General features: G+C 68.2%; 18 protein-coding genes and 1 pseudogene. All 19 read right to left on the reverse strand.

Annotation, left to right across the window (positions count from 1 at the left end; genetic code table 11):
* A partial coding sequence (gene hisF, locus Q0716_RS08115; RefSeq protein WP_299021807.1) for an imidazole glycerol phosphate synthase subunit HisF occupies positions 1-730 on the reverse strand: 730 nt, incomplete at its 3' end.
* Positions 731-732: 2 nt separating this feature from the next.
* Positions 733-1,473, reverse strand: a complete 741-nt coding sequence (gene hisA / locus Q0716_RS08120; RefSeq protein WP_299021810.1) for a 1-(5-phosphoribosyl)-5-[(5-phosphoribosylamino)methylideneamino]imidazole-4-carboxamide isomerase — start codon at positions 1,471-1,473, stop codon at positions 733-735.
* 23 nt (positions 1,474-1,496) lie between these two features.
* Positions 1,497-2,189 carry an imidazole glycerol phosphate synthase subunit HisH gene (gene hisH, locus Q0716_RS08125; RefSeq protein ID WP_299021816.1) on the reverse strand — a complete coding sequence of 231 codons (693 nt, stop codon included), beginning with the start codon at positions 2,187-2,189 and terminating at the stop codon, positions 1,497-1,499.
* A 47-nt stretch (positions 2,190-2,236) separates the two neighbouring features.
* A complete protein-coding gene (hisB, locus tag Q0716_RS08130) occupies positions 2,237-2,854 on the reverse strand; it encodes an imidazoleglycerol-phosphate dehydratase HisB (protein WP_299021819.1) in 618 nt (205 codons plus the stop codon).
* Entirely contained in the window at positions 2,851-3,948 is a 1,098-nt protein-coding gene (gene hisC / locus Q0716_RS08135; protein WP_299021821.1) for a histidinol-phosphate transaminase, read from the reverse strand. Before hisC ends, hisB begins: the two co-directional genes overlap by 4 nt.
* Positions 3,945-5,282 carry a histidinol dehydrogenase gene (gene hisD / locus Q0716_RS08140; protein WP_299021825.1) on the reverse strand — a complete coding sequence of 446 codons (1,338 nt, stop codon included), beginning with the start codon at positions 5,280-5,282 and terminating at the stop codon, positions 3,945-3,947. Before hisD ends, hisC begins: the two co-directional genes overlap by 4 nt.
* Positions 5,283-5,284: 2 nt before the next feature.
* Complete coding sequence (gene hisG, locus Q0716_RS08145) at positions 5,285-5,977, reverse strand: ATP phosphoribosyltransferase (protein WP_299021834.1); 693 nt, start codon at positions 5,975-5,977, stop codon at positions 5,285-5,287.
* Positions 5,974-7,248 (reverse strand): UDP-N-acetylglucosamine 1-carboxyvinyltransferase, encoded by a 1,275-nt coding sequence (murA, locus tag Q0716_RS08150; protein ID WP_299021836.1) that lies wholly within the window; start codon positions 7,246-7,248, stop codon positions 5,974-5,976. The genes hisG and murA overlap by 4 nt, the downstream gene beginning before the upstream one ends.
* Before the next feature lie 2 nt (positions 7,249-7,250).
* On the reverse strand, positions 7,251-7,505 hold the full coding sequence (locus Q0716_RS08155; RefSeq protein ID WP_299021838.1) for a BolA family protein: 255 nt from the start codon (positions 7,503-7,505) through the stop codon (positions 7,251-7,253).
* A gap of 44 nt (positions 7,506-7,549) precedes the next feature.
* Positions 7,550-8,305: an ABC transporter permease gene (locus tag Q0716_RS08160; protein ID WP_299021840.1), complete on the reverse strand. Its 756-nt coding sequence runs from the start codon at positions 8,303-8,305 to the stop codon at positions 7,550-7,552.
* Positions 8,302-9,228 (reverse strand): ABC transporter ATP-binding protein, encoded by a 927-nt coding sequence (locus Q0716_RS08165; RefSeq protein WP_299021843.1) that lies wholly within the window; start codon positions 9,226-9,228, stop codon positions 8,302-8,304. The genes Q0716_RS08160 and Q0716_RS08165 overlap by 4 nt, the downstream gene beginning before the upstream one ends.
* A gap of 12 nt (positions 9,229-9,240) precedes the next feature.
* Positions 9,241-9,537: an STAS domain-containing protein gene (locus tag Q0716_RS08170; RefSeq protein WP_299021848.1), complete on the reverse strand. Its 297-nt coding sequence runs from the start codon at positions 9,535-9,537 to the stop codon at positions 9,241-9,243.
* A 6-nt stretch (positions 9,538-9,543) separates the two neighbouring features.
* Positions 9,544-10,185, reverse strand: a complete 642-nt coding sequence (locus Q0716_RS08175; protein ID WP_299021855.1) for a phospholipid-binding protein MlaC — start codon at positions 10,183-10,185, stop codon at positions 9,544-9,546.
* Positions 10,186-10,293: 108 nt separating this feature from the next.
* Positions 10,294-11,013 carry a VacJ family lipoprotein gene (locus Q0716_RS08180; RefSeq protein ID WP_299021858.1) on the reverse strand — a complete coding sequence of 240 codons (720 nt, stop codon included), beginning with the start codon at positions 11,011-11,013 and terminating at the stop codon, positions 10,294-10,296.
* A complete protein-coding gene (mlaD, locus tag Q0716_RS08185; RefSeq protein WP_299021861.1) occupies positions 11,010-11,480 on the reverse strand; it encodes an outer membrane lipid asymmetry maintenance protein MlaD in 471 nt (156 codons plus the stop codon). The genes Q0716_RS08180 and mlaD overlap by 4 nt, the downstream gene beginning before the upstream one ends.
* Before the next feature lie 21 nt (positions 11,481-11,501).
* The gene (gene mlaE / locus Q0716_RS08190) at positions 11,502-12,284 is read right to left on the reverse strand and encodes a lipid asymmetry maintenance ABC transporter permease subunit MlaE (RefSeq protein WP_299021864.1); all 783 of its coding nucleotides are present in this window, start codon (positions 12,282-12,284) and stop codon (positions 11,502-11,504) included.
* Positions 12,281-13,105, reverse strand: coding sequence for an ABC transporter ATP-binding protein (locus tag Q0716_RS08195; protein WP_299021868.1), 825 nt, complete (start codon positions 13,103-13,105; stop codon positions 12,281-12,283). Before Q0716_RS08195 ends, mlaE begins: the two co-directional genes overlap by 4 nt.
* 96 nt (positions 13,106-13,201) lie before the next feature.
* Entirely contained in the window at positions 13,202-14,668 is a 1,467-nt protein-coding gene (locus Q0716_RS08200; RefSeq protein ID WP_299021870.1) for a glutamate synthase subunit beta, read from the reverse strand.
* Between the two features lie 37 nt (positions 14,669-14,705).
* Positions 14,706-15,849 (reverse strand): annotated as a pseudogene (locus tag Q0716_RS08205) (glutamate synthase subunit alpha); the annotation flags it as partial.

A 15,849-nucleotide genomic window follows, 5' to 3' on the forward strand; every position in this document is an offset into this window, starting at 1 on the left:
GGAAAATGCTGGCCGCAAGCACCGCGTCCGCGCCGCCCTGCTGGATGCCCTCGACCAGGTGCTCCAGGGTGCCGACGCCGCCAGAGGCGATCACAGGGATGTCCACCGCGTCGCTGACGGCACGGGTGAGCGCCAGGTCGAAGCCCGCTTGCGTGCCGTCGCGGTCCATGCTGGTGAGCAGGATTTCGCCCGCGCCCAGAGTGGCCATCTGGCGCGCCCAGGCCACGGCGTCCAGCCCGACGTTTTTGCGGCCGCCGTGCGAATACACGTCCCACCCGGGACCGATGGGCTGGCCGTCGGGGCCGGGCCGCGCCTCATCGGCGGGAGTGCGGCGCTTGGCGTCGATGGCCACCACGATGCACTGCGATCCGTACTTGCCCGAGGCGTCACGGATGACCTGGGGATTGGCGATGGCAGCGGAGTTGAAGCTGACCTTGTCCGCCCCGGCATTGAGCAGCCGGCGCACGTCCTCCACGGTGCGCACGCCGCCGCCCACCGTCAGCGGAATGAACACCTGGCTCGCCACCGCCTCGATGATGGGCAGGATCAGGTCGCGCCCGTCGCTGGTGGCGGTGATGTCCAGAAACGTCAGCTCGTCGGCGCCCTGCTCGTTGTAGCGCGCGGCGATTTCCACCGGGTCTCCGGCATCGCGCAGCTCGACGAAGTTGACGCCCTTGACGACGCGCCCGCCGGTGACGTCCAGGCAGGGGATGATGCGCTTGGCCAGCATCGTCAGGCGCCCACGCCGTCGACGAGGCGGACCGCCGCGGCGTAGTCCAGGTCGCCGCTGTAGATGGCGCGGCCACAGATCACGCCCTCCACGCCCTCGGACTCGACCTCGCACAGTCGGCGGATGTCGTCCAGCCCCGACAGGCCGCCCGAGGCGATGACCGGGATGGACAGCGCCTGCGCCAGCCGCACGGTGGCTTCGACGTTGATGCCGGTGAGCATGCCGTCGCGGCCGATATCGGTGTAGACGATGGCCTCGACGCCGTAGTCCTCGAACTTGCGCGCCAGATCGACGACCTCGTGGCCGGTGAGCTTGCTCCAGCCGTCGGTGGCCACCTTGCCGTCCCGCGCGTCGAGCCCGACGATGATGTGTCCGCCGAAGGCGCTGCAGGCATCCTGTAAAAAGCCGGGATTCTTGACGGCGGCGGTGCCGATGATGACGTAGCGCAGGCCGGCGTCCAAGTAGCGCTCGATGGTGTCGAGGTCGCGGATGCCACCGCCCAGCTGCACGTCGATGTCGTCGCCGACTTCGCGCAAGATGCTGCGCACGGCGGCTTCGTTGCGGGGCTTGCCCGCGAAGGCGCCGTTCAAGTCCACCAAGTGCAAGCGGGTGGCGCCCTGCTCGACCCAGTGGCGCGCCATGGCGGCGGGGTCGTCGCTAAAGATGGTGGACTGCTCCATGTCGCCTTGCTTGAGGCGCACGCACTGGCCGTCTTTCAGGTCGATGGCGGGGATCAGCAGCATGGCTTTCGGGCGGGGTTGAGGGTTCAGGGATTCCAGTGCAGGAAATTGCGGTACAGGGCCAGCCCTTGGGCGGCGCTCTTTTCTGGGTGGAACTGGGTGGCGAACAGGTTGTCGCGCGCGATGGCGCTGGCAAAGCGCACGCCGTACTCGGTCATACCGGCGGCATGGGCCGGGTCGGCCGGATGGGCGTGGTAGCTGTGCACGAAATAATAGTAACTGCCGTCCGGGATGCCGGCCCACAGCGGATGGGGCGCGGGCCGCTCGGCAGCGCCGTGCTCGAAGCCGTACCAGACCCGGTTCCAGCCCATCTGCGGCACCTTGAAGCGGCTGCCATCGGGCTGACTCTGGCCCTCCAGGCGAAACCGAACCACCTGACCGGGGATCAGGCCCAGGCCGGCAGTGTCGCCTTCCTCGGAGTGCTCCAGCAGCATCTGCATGCCGACGCACACCCCGAACAGCGGCTTGGTGGCCGCGGCGTGCAGGACCGCCTCGCGCAGGCCGCTGCGCTCGAGCTCGGCCATGCAATCGGGCATGGCCCCCTGCCCGGGCAACACCACGCGGTGGGCGTCGCGCACCACCTGCGGGCTGGCCGTGACGACGACGTCGACCCGATCGCTGGCCCGCGCCGCGTGCATGACCGCCTGCGCCACCGAGCGCAGGTTGCCCATGCCGTAATCGACGACCGCGACCGTCTCGCGCCTGATCGGGGTATACATCGTGCTCGTGGAAGCTGCGTTCGTCTCGTGACCGGTGACGGTGGCGCTCACAAACTGCCCTTGGTCGAGGGCACGGCGTCCCCCAGGCGGGCATCGCGCTCCAGCGCGGCGCGCAGCGCGCGCGCAAACGCCTTGAAGATCGTCTCGCACTGGTGGTGTGCGTTGACGCCCTTGAGGTTGTCGATGTGCAGCGTCACGCCCGCGTGGTTGACAAAGCCCTGGAAAAATTCGGTCACGAGCTGGGTGTCGAACTGCCCGATCATGCCGGCGGTGAAGCGCACGTCCATGTGCAGCCCAGGCCGGCCAGAAAAGTCCACCACCACGCGCGACAGGGCTTCGTCCAACGGCACGTAGGCGTGCCCATAGCGGCGGATGCCGCGCTTGTCACCAACCGCGCGCGCCAGCGCCTGCCCGAGGGTAATGCCGACATCCTCCACCGTGTGGTGGCCGTCGATGTGCAGGTCGCCGCGGCACTCGATTTCCAGATCGATCAGCCCGTGGCGGGCGATCTGATCCAGCATGTGATCGAAAAACCCGATGCCGGTGTCGAGCCGGGCCTGCCCCGTGCCGTCGAGGTCGACGCGCACGCGGATACGGGTTTCGGCCGTGACGCGCTGCACCTCCGCGGTGCGCGGGGTGACGCTGGGAGCGGGTAAGGTAGTCATAGCGAGGGAGGCAGCGCCGCCAGCAGCGCGTCGTTTTCGGCGGGGGTGCCGACGGTCAGCCGCAGGCAGTTGGCCAGCAACGGGTGCATTGTAGAAACATTCTTGACCAAGACGCCACGCGCGCGCAAGCCTGCAAAGGCACGCGCGGCGTCGGGCACGCGCACCAGAATCATGTTCGCCTCGCTGGGATAGGGCCGCACGCCCGGCAGCGCGGCCAGTGCCCCTTGCAGGCGTTCGCGCTCGGCGCGGATGGTGGCCGCCTGCGCGGCGTACACGTCGGCGTGCTCCAGCGCAAACAGCGCGCACTCGGCGTTGAGGGCGCTCACGTTGTAGGGCGGCCGCACTTTGTCGATTTGGGCGATGAGGGGCGCCGCGCCGATCAGGTAGCCCAGCCGAGCGCCCGCCAGCCCGAATTTGGACAGGGTGCGCATGACGAGCACGTGCGCGTGCGCGTCGGGGTCAGCGCGCCATTCGTCCAGCCAGGTGTGGCTGGCAAAGGGTTGGTACGCCTCGTCCACCACCACCAGGCCGCCTGCCGCGCCGACGGCGGTGATGACGCGCCGCATCACCGCCGGATCCCAGCGGTTGGCGGTGGGGTTGTTGGGATACGCCAAATAGGTGATTGCCGGCCGCACGCGCGCGATCGCCTCGACCATGGCCGCCTCGTCAAGCGCGAAGTCGGGTGTGAGCGGCACGCCGTGGAAGGCCAGGCCCTGTAGCTGCGCGCTCATGGCGTACATGACGAAGCCGGGCACCGGCGCCACGATGGCGGCCCCGGGCCGATCGCACGCCAGGGCCAACAAGGCGATCAATTCGTCCGAGCCATTGCCCAGCATGAGCGCCGCCCCCGCGGGCAGGTCGACGTGCGCGGCCAGCGCGCGCTTGAGGTCGTCGATGCGCGGCCCCGGATAACGGTGCACGGGCACGCGGCCCAGGCGCTCACCGAGTGCGCGCTGCAGCGGCTCGGACAGCGCGAACGGGTTTTCCATCGCGTCCAGCTTGATGAGGCCCACGGCATCCTGGATCGCGTAGGCGTGCATGCCCTGCACGTCGTCTCGGATGCGCTGCAGGGCGGCGTCGAGCCGCGCGCTCATGCATCGCCCTCCGAGCACAGGCGCAGCTCGGCCGCGCGCGCGTGCGCAGTCAAGCCTTCGCCATGCGCCAGCACCGCCGCGATGCGGCCCAGCGTCTGCGCGCCGTCGGCACTGACTTCGATGAGGCTCGTGCGCTTCTGGAAGTCGTACACCCCGAGCGGGCTGGAAAAACGCGCCGTGCCGCTGGTGGGCAGCACGTGGTTGGGGCCGGCGCAGTAGTCGCCCAAGCTCTCGCTGGTGTAGGCACCCAGAAAGATCGCGCCCGCGTGCCGCAATAGCGGCTCCCAGCGCTGCGGCTCGCGGCTGGCGATCTCCAGGTGCTCCGGGGCAATGCGGTTGCTGATTGCGCACGCCTCGGCCATGTCGCGCGTGCGAATGAGCGCGCCACGGCCGTTGAGGCTCTTGGCGATGATGTCGGCGCGCGGCATGGTGGGCAACAGGCGGTCGATGGCTGCCTGCACCGCGTCCAGATAGGCCCCATCCGGACACAGCAGGATGGACTGCGCGAGCTCGTCGTGCTCGGCTTGGCTGAACAGGTCCATCGCCACCCAATCGGGTGGTGTGGTGCCGTCCGCCAGCACCAGGATTTCGCTAGGCCCCGCGATCATATCGATGCCCACGGTACCAAAAACGTGCTTCTTGGCGCTGGCCACGTAGGCGTTACCCGGGCCGGTGATTTTGTCCACTTTCGGGATGGTGGCGGTGCCATAGGCCAGCGCCGCCACCGCCTGCGCCCCCCCGACGGTGAACGCGCGGCTGACGCCCGCCACGTGCGCCGCGGCCAGCACCAGCGGGTTGCGCTCGCCGCGCGGCGTGGGCACGACCATGACGATCTCCGGCACGCCCGCGACGTGGGCCGGTATCGCGTTCATGAGCACGCTCGACGGGTAGGCCGCCTTGCCACCCGGCACGTAAATGCCGACGCGGTCCAGCGGCGTGACCTTCTGCCCCAGCCGCGTGCCGTCGGCCTCGCGAATCTCCCACGAGCGGCCGCATGCGTCGAGCTGCGCCTCGTGGTAGCGGCGAATGCGCGCGGCCGCCTGTTGCAGGGCGTCGCGCTGCGCGGCAGGCAGGCCATCGAAGGCCTGGCGCAGGACGGGCGCGCCCAACTCCAACTCGGCCACGCTGGCCGCCTCGAGCGCGTCGAAGCGACGCGTGACCTCGAGCACCGCCGCATCACCGCGTGTGCGCACGTCGGCCAGAATTTGCGCGACGCGCGCTTCGATGTCCGCGTCGGTCTCGGCCGACCAGTGCAGGCGCGAAGCGAAGCGTGCCTCGAAATCCGCGTCTGTGGTGTCCAGCCGCAGTGGGCGGGCCAAGAGTCGATCTGCCATGGTCATGGTTCCATTGTCGCAGAGCGCTGCGCGACCGCTTGCGCAAAGGCTTGCAGCATGGGACGAATGCGCTCGCGCTTGAGCTTGAGCGCGGTCGGCCGCACCACCAGCTGCGACGAGATGTCCATGATGCGCTCGACCTCGACCAGCCGGTTGGCCTTGAGGGTATTGCCGGTGGAGACCAAGTCGACGATGGCGTCGGCCAGCCCGGTCAGTGGCGCCAGCTCCATGCTGCCATAGAGCTTGATCAAATCCACGTGCACGCCCTTGCTGGCGAAGAACTCGCGCGCGATCGCCACATATTTGGTCGCCACGCGCAGGCGCGCTCCCTGGCGCACTGCGCGCGCGTAGTCGAAATCGGCCGGCACCGCCACGCTCATGCGGCAGCGGGCGATGCCCAGATCGAGCGGCCGGTACAGACCCACCCGGGCCGCGTCGCCCCAGGTGGCCTCGTGCTCGATGAGCGTGTCCATGCCGCACACGCCCAGATCGGCGCCGCCGTGCTCCACGTAGGTGGGCACGTCGGTGGCGCGCACCAGCACCACACGCACCTCGGGCCGGTTGGTGGGCAGGATCAGCTTGCGCGAGGTCTCGGGGTCTTCGAGCACCTCGATGCCCGCCGCACGCAGCAGCGGCAGGGTCTCGTCGAAGATCCGGCCCTTGGACAGGGCCAGGGTCACGGTGTCGGCACTCATGCGATCCTCTCGATGTCGGCGCCCAGCGCACGCAGTTTGCGCTCCATCTGGTCGTAGCCGCGGTCCAGGTGGTAGATGCGGTCGACCACCGTCTCGCCGTCGGCGACCAATCCGGCGATGACCAGACTGGCCGAGGCGCGCAAGTCGGTCGCCATCACGGTCGCGCCCGACAGCCGCCGCCCCCCCTCGACGAACGCGGTGCGCCCGTCGATGCGGATCTGCGCCCCCAGCCGCACCAGCTCCTGCACGTGCATGAAGCGGTTCTCGAAAATGGTCTCGGTGATGGCGCTGGGCCCCTGCGCGATGGCGTTGAGGGCCATGAACTGCGCCTGCATGTCGGTCGGAAAACCCGGATATTCGGTGGTCCGAAAACTCTGCGCCCGCAACGCCGCGCCGCCGGGCGAGCGCACGCGCATACCGTCGGGCTCGGCCTGCACCTGCACGCCGGCGTCGAGCAGTTTGTCGATCACCGCGTCCAAGTGCTCGGCGCGGGCCGCGCGCAGCCACGCCTCGCCCCCGGTAGCCGCCACCGCGCACAAGAACGTCCCCGCTTCGATGCGGTCCGAGACGACCGTGTGCTCGGCAGCCGCAAGCGCTGCCACGCCCTCGATGCGGATGCGGCTGGTGCCGTGGCCCTCGATGCGCGCGCCCATGGCAATCAGCAGCTGCGCCAGATCGACCACCTCGGGCTCCTGCGCGGCGTTTTCCAGCACGGTTTCGCCCTCGGCAAGCGCCGCAGCCATCATCAGGTTCTCAGTGCCGGTGACAGTAACCATGTCCGTGGTGATGCGCGCGCCACGCAGCCGGCTGCGCCCAGCGGGCAGCCGCGCCACGATGTCACCGTGCTCGACCACGATCTCGGCCCCCATGGCCTGCAAACCCCTGATGTGCTGGTCCACCGGGCGCGAGCCGATCGCGCACCCCCCGGGCAGCGACACGCGCGCCTGGCCGCAGCGTGCCAGCAACGGCCCCAGCACCAGGATCGAGGCGCGCATGGTCTTGACCATCTCGTACGGCGCCACCGGCTGCAGCGCGCCGACAGCGTGCAGCGTCATGCCGCCGCGCTCGCCATGCGTGCGCACCTGCACCCCCATGCCCTCCAACAACGCGCGCATGGTGGCCACGTCGCGCAGCCGCGGCACGTTGCGCAGCGTCACCGGCTGGTCGGTCAACAAGGCGGCGCACAGCTCGGGCAGCGCCGCGTTTTTGGCGCCCGAGATCTCCACCTCGCCGTGCAGCCGCTGGCCGCCCCGGATACTGAGCCGCTCCATCGTCACTCCTGCGCTGTGCGGCGGGCGGCCTGCCACTCGGCAGGTGTGTAGGTCTTCATGGACAGGGCGTGCACCTCGTCGGTGTGCATGCGCTGCCCCAGCGTGGCGTACACCATCTGGTGGCGCTGGATGGCGCGGCACCCCTCGAAGGCGGGCGAGACGACGATGGCCATCCAGTGACGGCCATCACCGCTGACCTCCAGGTGTTCGCACGGCAGTCCGGCCGCAATCAGGGCGCGCAGTTGGTCGGCAGTCATGGTCGGTGCTCTCGTGAGGTCTGGCGCTGCAGCGCCCAGCAAAATCAATGGCGTATCTTGTAGCCGATGCGCAGCAGGTGCAGCGTGAGCGCCGCCACGAGGACGAACGCCGTGCCGACCACCGCCAGGCTCAGCCAAGGTGAGACGTCGCTCACCCCAAAAAAGCCGTAGCGCGCACCGTCGATCATGGAAAAAAACGGGTTGAGGTGGCTGACCGCCTGCCAAAACGGCGGCAGCGAGTGGATGGAGTAGAACACGCCGGACAGAAACGTCATGGGCATGATGAGGAAGTTCTGAAACGCCGCCATCTGGTCGAACTTCTCGGCCCACAGGCCGGCGATCACGCCCAGCGCGCCCAACAGACCCGCCCCCAGCACCGCAAACACCCCGATCCACAGCGGATGGGCAAAACGCAACTCGGCCGCCCATGCCGTGACCAACAACACCCCCGTGCCCACGACCAGCCCGCGCAGCACGGACGAGCCGACGTAGGCGACGAACCAGGCCCAGTGCGACAGCGGTGCCACCAGGATGAAGACCAGGTTGCCCATGATCTTGCTCTGGATGAGGCTGGACGAGCTGTTGGCAAACGCATTTTGCAGCAGACTCATCATCGCTAGCCCAGGCAGCAAAAACGCGGTGTAGCCCACGCCGTCGTAGACCTGCACGTGCTCTTCGAGCACGTGGCCAAAGATCAGCAGGTACAGCATGGCGGTCACGATGGGCGCGGCCACCGTCTGGAACGCCACTTTCCAGAAGCGCAGCACCTCCTTGCGCAGCAGGGTTTGCCAGCCACTCATGCCGGCGCCTCCGCAGTCGGCTGTACGGCCATGAAATCCAGAAACACATCTTCCAGGTCGGCCTTGTGCACCTCGATGTCTTCCATCACGACGCCCGCTTGGCGCAACGCCGCCAGCGTCTGCTCGACCTCGTAAGCGTCGTGCACCTTGATCTGCTTGATGCGCCCGGTCACGCGCGCGCGCGCCGCCAGCGCCGCCGGCAGCATCTGATCCGTCTTGAAGCGCAACACGTTGGCCGACGCGCGTTTGAGCAAATCCGCCGTGCGCTCCAGGGCGATCACGCGCCCGGCGCGCAGCATCGCGATGCGGCCACACAGCGCCTCGGCCTCTTCCAGGTAGTGCGTGGTCAACAGCACGGTGCTGCCTTCGCGGTTGAGGCGCGAAATGAACGCCCACAGCGTTTGGCGCAGCTCGACGTCCACGCCCGCCGTCGGCTCGTCGAGCACGATGACCGGCGGCCGGTGCACCAACGCCTGCGCCACCATGACCCGCCGCTTCATACCACCGGACAATTGCCGCATATTGGTGTCGGCCTTGTCGGTCAAGCCCAGCCCGGCCAGCAGCTCGTCGATCCAGGCGTCGTTGCCGCGGATGCCGAAGTAGCCCGACTGAAAGCGCAGCGCCTCGCGCACGGTGAAGAAGGGGTCGAACACCAGCTCCTGCGGCACGATGCCTAAGCGCCGCCGCGCCTGCATGGGATCGGCATGCACATCGATCCCGAACACCGCCACGCGCCCGCTGCTGGGTCGGCTCAACCCGGCCAGGATACTGATGAGCGTGGTCTTGCCCGCGCCATTGGGGCCGAGCAGGCCGAAAAATTCGCCCGCTTCGATGTCGAACGCCACGTCTTGCAGGGCGTGCAAGAGCCCGCGTGGCGTGTCGAAACGCTTGCTGACGTGATCGAATCGGACGGCGGCGGACATAAACCCGCCATTCTACGACGGCAGCAGCTCCGCCACCCCATACAGGCCTGCCAGTACCCGCGCCCGGGGCGGCAAGCCGCTCACCTGCCAGTCGCCCCCGCGGGCGAGCACCTCGCGCCGCACGGCCAGCAGCGCCGCCAGCGCCGAGGAATCGAACTCCTGCAGCGCCGCGGCATCCACCCGCGCCACGAACGGGGCGGGCGACACGGCCGCGAGCGCGGCACGGCAGCGCGCCACGTAATCCTCGGCCTGTGCGTGGGTCAGGGTGGCGGGCAGCGGCGGCAGGGGAGTGACGAGTGCCTCGGCCATGCCGATTTAGCTCCGCTGCGCGTTGGCGTTGGCGCGGTTGCGCTCGGCCAGCGCGGCGATCAGCCCGTCGATGCCCTTGGCCGCGATCTCCTGCGCGAACTGTGTGCGGTACGTCTCGACCAGCCACACCCCCATGACGTTGAGGTCGTACACCTTCCAGCCGGTGGGCGTCTGTTCGAGCCGGTAGTCGAGCTGGATCGGGTCGCCCTTGCCGCCGCGAATCTCGGAGCGCACCACGACCTCGGTCGCGTCGGGTGCCGCACGCAGGGGGCGAATGACCAGCGTCTGGTCGCGAATCTGGGTCAGCGCGCCCGAGTAGGTACGCACCAGCAGGATTTTGAACTCCGCCATCAGGCGCTGGCGCTGCTCAGGCGTGGCTTGCCGCCAGAAGCGCCCGACGGCCGACGCGGTCATGCGCTCGAAGTTGACGTGTGGCATGAGCCGGCTGTCGACCAGCTCCATGATGCGCGTGATGTCACCGTTGCGCAGGGCGGGGTCGCGCTTGACGGCCTCGAACACTTCGGTGCCCACGCGCTGGATGAGCGCATCGGGCGCTTCCATCGCCAGGGCGCGGGCGTGGGGCTGCCACGCAAGGGTCGCCGCGAGCGCAACGGCCGCGCTGGTGATCCACCAGCGGCGGCGGTTCATCACGGCCGCTACCGGGCGGGTCGGAGATACAAGGGTCGTTTGCATATCCATTCGGTTCAGAAAAGACGCGCCGGGTTCCGGACGGTTACCACTGGTGACGTCGGCGCGTCACTCGTCGTCGCCACGCGAGGCATCGATCTGGCGCTGACGGCGCGCCAGGTAGGCATCGCGCGTAAAGCCGTATTTGTCCAGTGCCGCCTGCTCCAGCAGTTCCCCCGCGCGCAGCAGCGACGCGCGCGTGTCCACCAGCCGCAGGGCTTGCGCGCCGTTGCGCGTGGCGACATCGTCCACCCCTTGCGAGACGGGGTCGCCGCGCCGGTCGATGGGCAACGCCACGGCCTCGCGCACGCTCGAGGGACCCAGCAGTGGCAGCACCAGATAGGGGCCCGAGGGCACGCCCCAGCGGCCAAGCGTATGGCCAAAATCGAGCGTCGTGCGCGGGATGCCCATCTCACTGGCAATGTCGAGCACACCCCCGAGGCCCAGGAAGGTGTTGACGCTAAAGCGCATGAAATTCTCGGCCGCTGGCTGCGGGCGCGCCTGCAGCGCGGCGTTGAGCGCCGACCACGCATCGCGCAGGTTGGCAAAGAAGTTGCCCACCCCCGTGCGCACGGGCGACGGCACCACCGCCACATATCCCTGCGCCACGGGCCGCAGCACGGCGGTATCGACCGCCTCGTTGAACTGGTAAACGCCGCGATTGAGTGGCTCGAGCGGATCGCGCGGGTTGGCATCCGGCCCGGTGGCACAGCCCGAGATAGCGATCGCGGCCACCGCCAGCATCGCGGCACCCGACCGGCGCCAGCGGATGACCATTTCTGGGTTCATTGTGCACCTCCCGCTTCGGCGGCCTTGTTGAAGAGGAATTGACCGATCAGGTTTTCCAGCACCACGGCCGACTGGGTGTGGGTAACCACGTCACCTTCGGACAGGTTGGCGTCCGCGCCGCCGGGCTCGATCCCCACATACTGCTCGCCCAGCAGGCCGCTGGTCAGAATCTTGAGCGAGCTGTCCTTCGGGAAAGCATACCGCGATTCGAGCGCCAGCACCACGCGCGCCTGGTAGGTCTGGTCGTCGAACGCGATCGACTCCACCCGCCCCACCACCACACCGGCGCTGCGCACCGCCGCCTTGGGCTTGAGCGAGCCGACGTTGTCGAACGTCGCCGTGACGCGGTAGGTGGGGTTGAAGCTCAGGTTCAACAGGTTGGCGGCCTGCAGGGCCAAAAAAAGGATGGCTACCGCCCCGATCAGCACGAACAGCCCCACCCACACGTCGATTTTGGATCGCTGCATCACTCCACGTTCCTCGCTCAGTCAGATGGTGAACATCATCGCCGTCAGGATGAAATCCAAGCCCAGCACCGTCAGCGACGCCATGACCACCGTGCGCGTGGTGGCGCGCGACACCCCTTCGGGCGTCGGGTGCGATTCGAACCCCTGCAGCAGGGCAATGAACGTCACCGCGATGCCGAACACCACGCTCTTGATCATGCCATTGCCGACGTCGGCCCACACGTCGACACCGCCTTGGATCTGGCTCCAGAACGCGCCGCCGTCGACCCCGATCATGAGTACCCCGACCACCCAGCCACCGATGATCCCCATGGCGCTGAAGACCGCCGCCAGCAGCGGCATGACGATGACCCCGCCCCAAAACCGCGGCGCAAGCACGCGGTCGATGGGATCCACCGCCATCATTTCCATGACGCTCAACTGCTCGCCGGCCTTCATCAGGCCGATCTCAGCGGTCAGCGAGGTGCCGGCCCGCCCGGCGAACAGCAGCGCGGTGACCACGGGCCCCAGCTCGCGCACCAGGCTCAACGTCACGAGCAGGCCCAGCGCCTCGGACGAGCCGTAGCGCTGCAGCGTGTAGTAGCCCTGCAGCCCAAAGACGAAACCCACGAAGAGCCCCGAGACCGCGATGATCGACAGCGAATAGTTGCCCAAGAAGTGAATCTGGTCGCGGATCAGCCCGAAGCGCCGCCAACTCGCCCACGTGCCCAGCAACAGGCGCACGAACAACCGCGCGCCCAGACCCAGGTCGGCCAGTTTGGCGCGCACGGCAAAGCCGATATCGGCGGGATGCCACCCTTTCATGCCCGTCGCCCTCCCCGCAGCGTGGGGCCGAAATCCTCGGCCACCGAAACGGCCGGATAGTGAAAACGCACCGGGCCGTCGGGCGACGCGGTCACGTACTGGCGAATGAGCGGGTCCTCGCTGTGCCGCACCTCGTCTGGCGTGCCCTGCATCGCCACGCGCCCGTTGGCCAGCACGATGATGTGGTCGGCCACCGCGAAGGTGGACTCCAGCTCGTGCGAGACCATGATGCTCGTCAGCCCCAGCGTGTCGTTGAGCTGCCGAATCAGCCGCGCAGCCGTGCCCAACGAGATCGGGTCCAAGCCCGAAAACGGCTCGTCATACATGATCAGCTCCGGATCGAGCGCGATGGCGCGCGCCAGCGCCACGCGGCGCGCCATGCCGCCGGAGAGTTCGCCCGGCATCAGGTCGCGCGCGCCGCGCAAACCGACGGCGTGCAGCTTCATGAGCACGATGTCGCGAATCAGCGGCTCCGACAGCCGGGTGTGCTCGCGCAGCGGAAAGGCCACGTTGTCGAAGACCGACATGTCGGTAAAGAGCGCGCCGAACTGAAACAGCATGCCCATGCGCCGCCGCACCGCGTACAGACCGTCGCGGTCGAGCGCGCCGACGTCTTGTCCGTCGAACAGCACCTGGCCGCTGCGGGCCCGCAACTGCCCGCCGATGAGCCGCAGCAGCGTCGTCTTGCCCCCACCCGAGGTTCCAATCAGCACGGTAACCTTGCCACGGGGCACGTGCAAGCTCACGTCGTCGAGCACGGGACGCCCATCCCCGTACCCGAAGGTGACGCGGCGCAGCTCGACGAGGGGGGACTCGATCATGGATGCAAAAAATAACAACAGCCGGTGGCTCCGGCTGCCGAATCATACGGGATAACCCGCAAGCGCGTCGCACGGGCGCGATCGCGGGCTTGCGCGTCAGCGGGGCAACAAAGAGTGCCCCATCAGGTACTCGTCGACCGCGCGCGCGGCCTGGCGGCCCTCGCGGATCGCCCACACCACCAGCGACTGGCCGCGCCGCATGTCGCCCGCGGCAAACACCTTGGGCACGTTGGTCGCGTAGCCGCCGTTGGCCTCGGTGTGCGCCTTGGCGTTGCCGCGTGCATCCTTCTCGACGCCGAAGGCATCCAGCACGGTAGAAATCGGCGACACGAAGCCCATCGCCAGCAGCACCAAGTCGGCCTTGTATTCTTTCTCGGTGCCAGGAATCTCGACCAGCTTGCCGTCCTTGAGCTCGACGTGCACGGTGCGCACGCCCGTAACCTTGCCGTTTTTGCCGATGAAGGCTTTGGTGGCGATGGCGAACTCGCGCTGGCAGCCTTCCTCGTGACTGGTGCTGGTGCGCAGCTTCAGCGGCCAGTAGGGCCAGACGAGCGGCTTGTTTTCCTGCTCGGGCGGCTGGGGCATGACCTCGAATTGCGTCACGCTGGCCGCACCGTGCCGGTTGCTGGTGCCCACGCAGTCGCTGCCGGTGTCGCCCCCGCCGATGACGATGACGTGCTTGCCGGTGGCGGTGATTTGCTTTTTGAGCTTGTCGCCGGCGTTGACCTTGTTTTGCTGCGGCAAGAACTCCATCGCGAAATGGATGCCATCGAGCTCGCGGCCCGGCACCGGCAGGTCGCGCGGCTGCTCGGCCCCGCCGCACAAGAGCACGGCGTCGAACTCGGCCTTCAGTTGCTCCGGCGCAATGACCTCGCGCGCGTCATTGTTCACCTTGACGCCCTCGGGCAGCGTGCCCACCAGCACCCGGGTGCGAAACGTCACCCCTTCGGCCTGCATCTGCTCGACGCGGCGGTCGATGAGCCACTTCTCCATCTTGAAGTCGGGGATCCCGTAGCGCAGCAGCCCGCCGACGCGGTCGTTCTTTTCGAACACCGTCACGTCGTGCCCCGCGCGCGCGAGCTGCTGGGCTGCCGCCAGTCCGGCGGGACCAGAGCCGACCACCGCCACCTTTTTGCCGGTCTTGACCTTGGGCGGCTGAGGCAGCACCCAGCCCTCGGCCCAGGCGCGGTCGATGATGGCGTGCTCGATCGACTTGATCCCCACCGGATCGTCGTTGATGTTGAGCGTGCACGCCGCCTCACAGGGCGCCGGGCAGATGCGCCCGGTGAACTCGGGGAAGTTGTTGGTGGTGTGCAACACCTCGATCGCGTTCTTCCAGTCGCCCCGATAGACGAGGTCGTTGAAGTCCGGGATGAGGTTGTTGACCGGGCAGCCGTTGTTGCAAAACGGCGTGCCGCAGTCCATGCAGCGGGCGCCCTGGATCTTGGCCTGCGCCTCGTCCAGCCCGATGACGAACTCGCGGTAGTGCTTGACGCGCTCCTGCGGGGGCTGGTAGCCCTCCTCGACGCGCGCGTATTCCATGAAGCCAGTGATCTTACCCATGATCGATTGCCTCGTCAGTCGATGAACGGCGCCGCCTTCACGCGGCCGGCGCGGTCTTGCGGGACTTGCCCGCCGATTTGGCAGGCGCGGCCTCGGCCGCTACCTCGGCGGCCGACTGCTTGGCGGCCAGCTCGCCTAGGGCGCGCTTGTACTCGTGCGGGAACACCTTGACGAAGCGCGTGCGCGCCGTCGCCCAGTCGTCCAACAGGGCGCGCGCCTTGGTGGAGCCGGTCCAGCGGTGGTGCTCCTCCAGCAACTGGCGCAATTGCGCCTCGTCGGTCATGCCGCGGTGCCAGATGGCGCGATCGACCGTGGCCTCCTGCTCGGCGGCCGAGACCACGCGGTCGAGCGCCACCATCGCCGTGTTGCAGCGCTTGGCAAACAGGCCGTCTTCGTCGTAGACGTAGGCGATACCACCGCTCATGCCGGCGGCAAAGTTGCGCCCCGTCTTGCCCAGTACGACGACGGTCCCCCCGGTCATGTACTCACAGCCGTGGTCGCCGGTACCCTCCACCACCGCGGTGGCGCCGGACAGCCGCACGGCGAAACGCTCACCAGCGACGCCGCGGAAGAACGCCTCGCCGCGCGTCGCACCGTACAGCACCGTGTTGCCCACGATGATGTTGTGGCCCGCATCCCCGCGGAAATCGATGCTGGGGCGCACCACGATGCGCCCACCCGACAGACCCTTGCCAGTGTAGTCGTTGGCGTCGCCGATCAGGTACAGCGTGATGCCCTTGCACAGGAAGGCGCCGAACGACTGGCCACCCGTGCCCTCCATCTGGATGCGGATGGTGTCGTCAGGCAACCCCTCCGGGTGGTGGCGCGTGACCTCGCCCGACAGCATCGCGCCCACCGTGCGGTTGACGTTGCGCACGCTCTCGATGAAGTGCACCTTCTCGCCACGCTCGATGGCAGGACGGGCCTTTTCGATCAGCCGCACGTCCAGCGCCCGATCCAGCCCGTGATCCTGGGTTTCGACGTGGCGGCGCGCCACGCCGTCGGCCACCGGCGGCTGGTGCAGCAGGCGGCTGTAGTCCAGCCCCTTGGCCTTCCAGTGCTCGATGCCACGGCGCATGTCGAGCAAGTCGGTGCGGCCCACCAGGTCGTCGAACTTGCGGATGCCCAGCTGCGCCATGATCTGGCGCACTTCTTCGGCCACGAAGAAGAAGTAGTTGACC

Source organism: uncultured Tepidimonas sp. (assembly GCF_938045175.1).
Taxonomy (GTDB): domain Bacteria; phylum Pseudomonadota; class Gammaproteobacteria; order Burkholderiales; family Burkholderiaceae_C; genus Tepidimonas.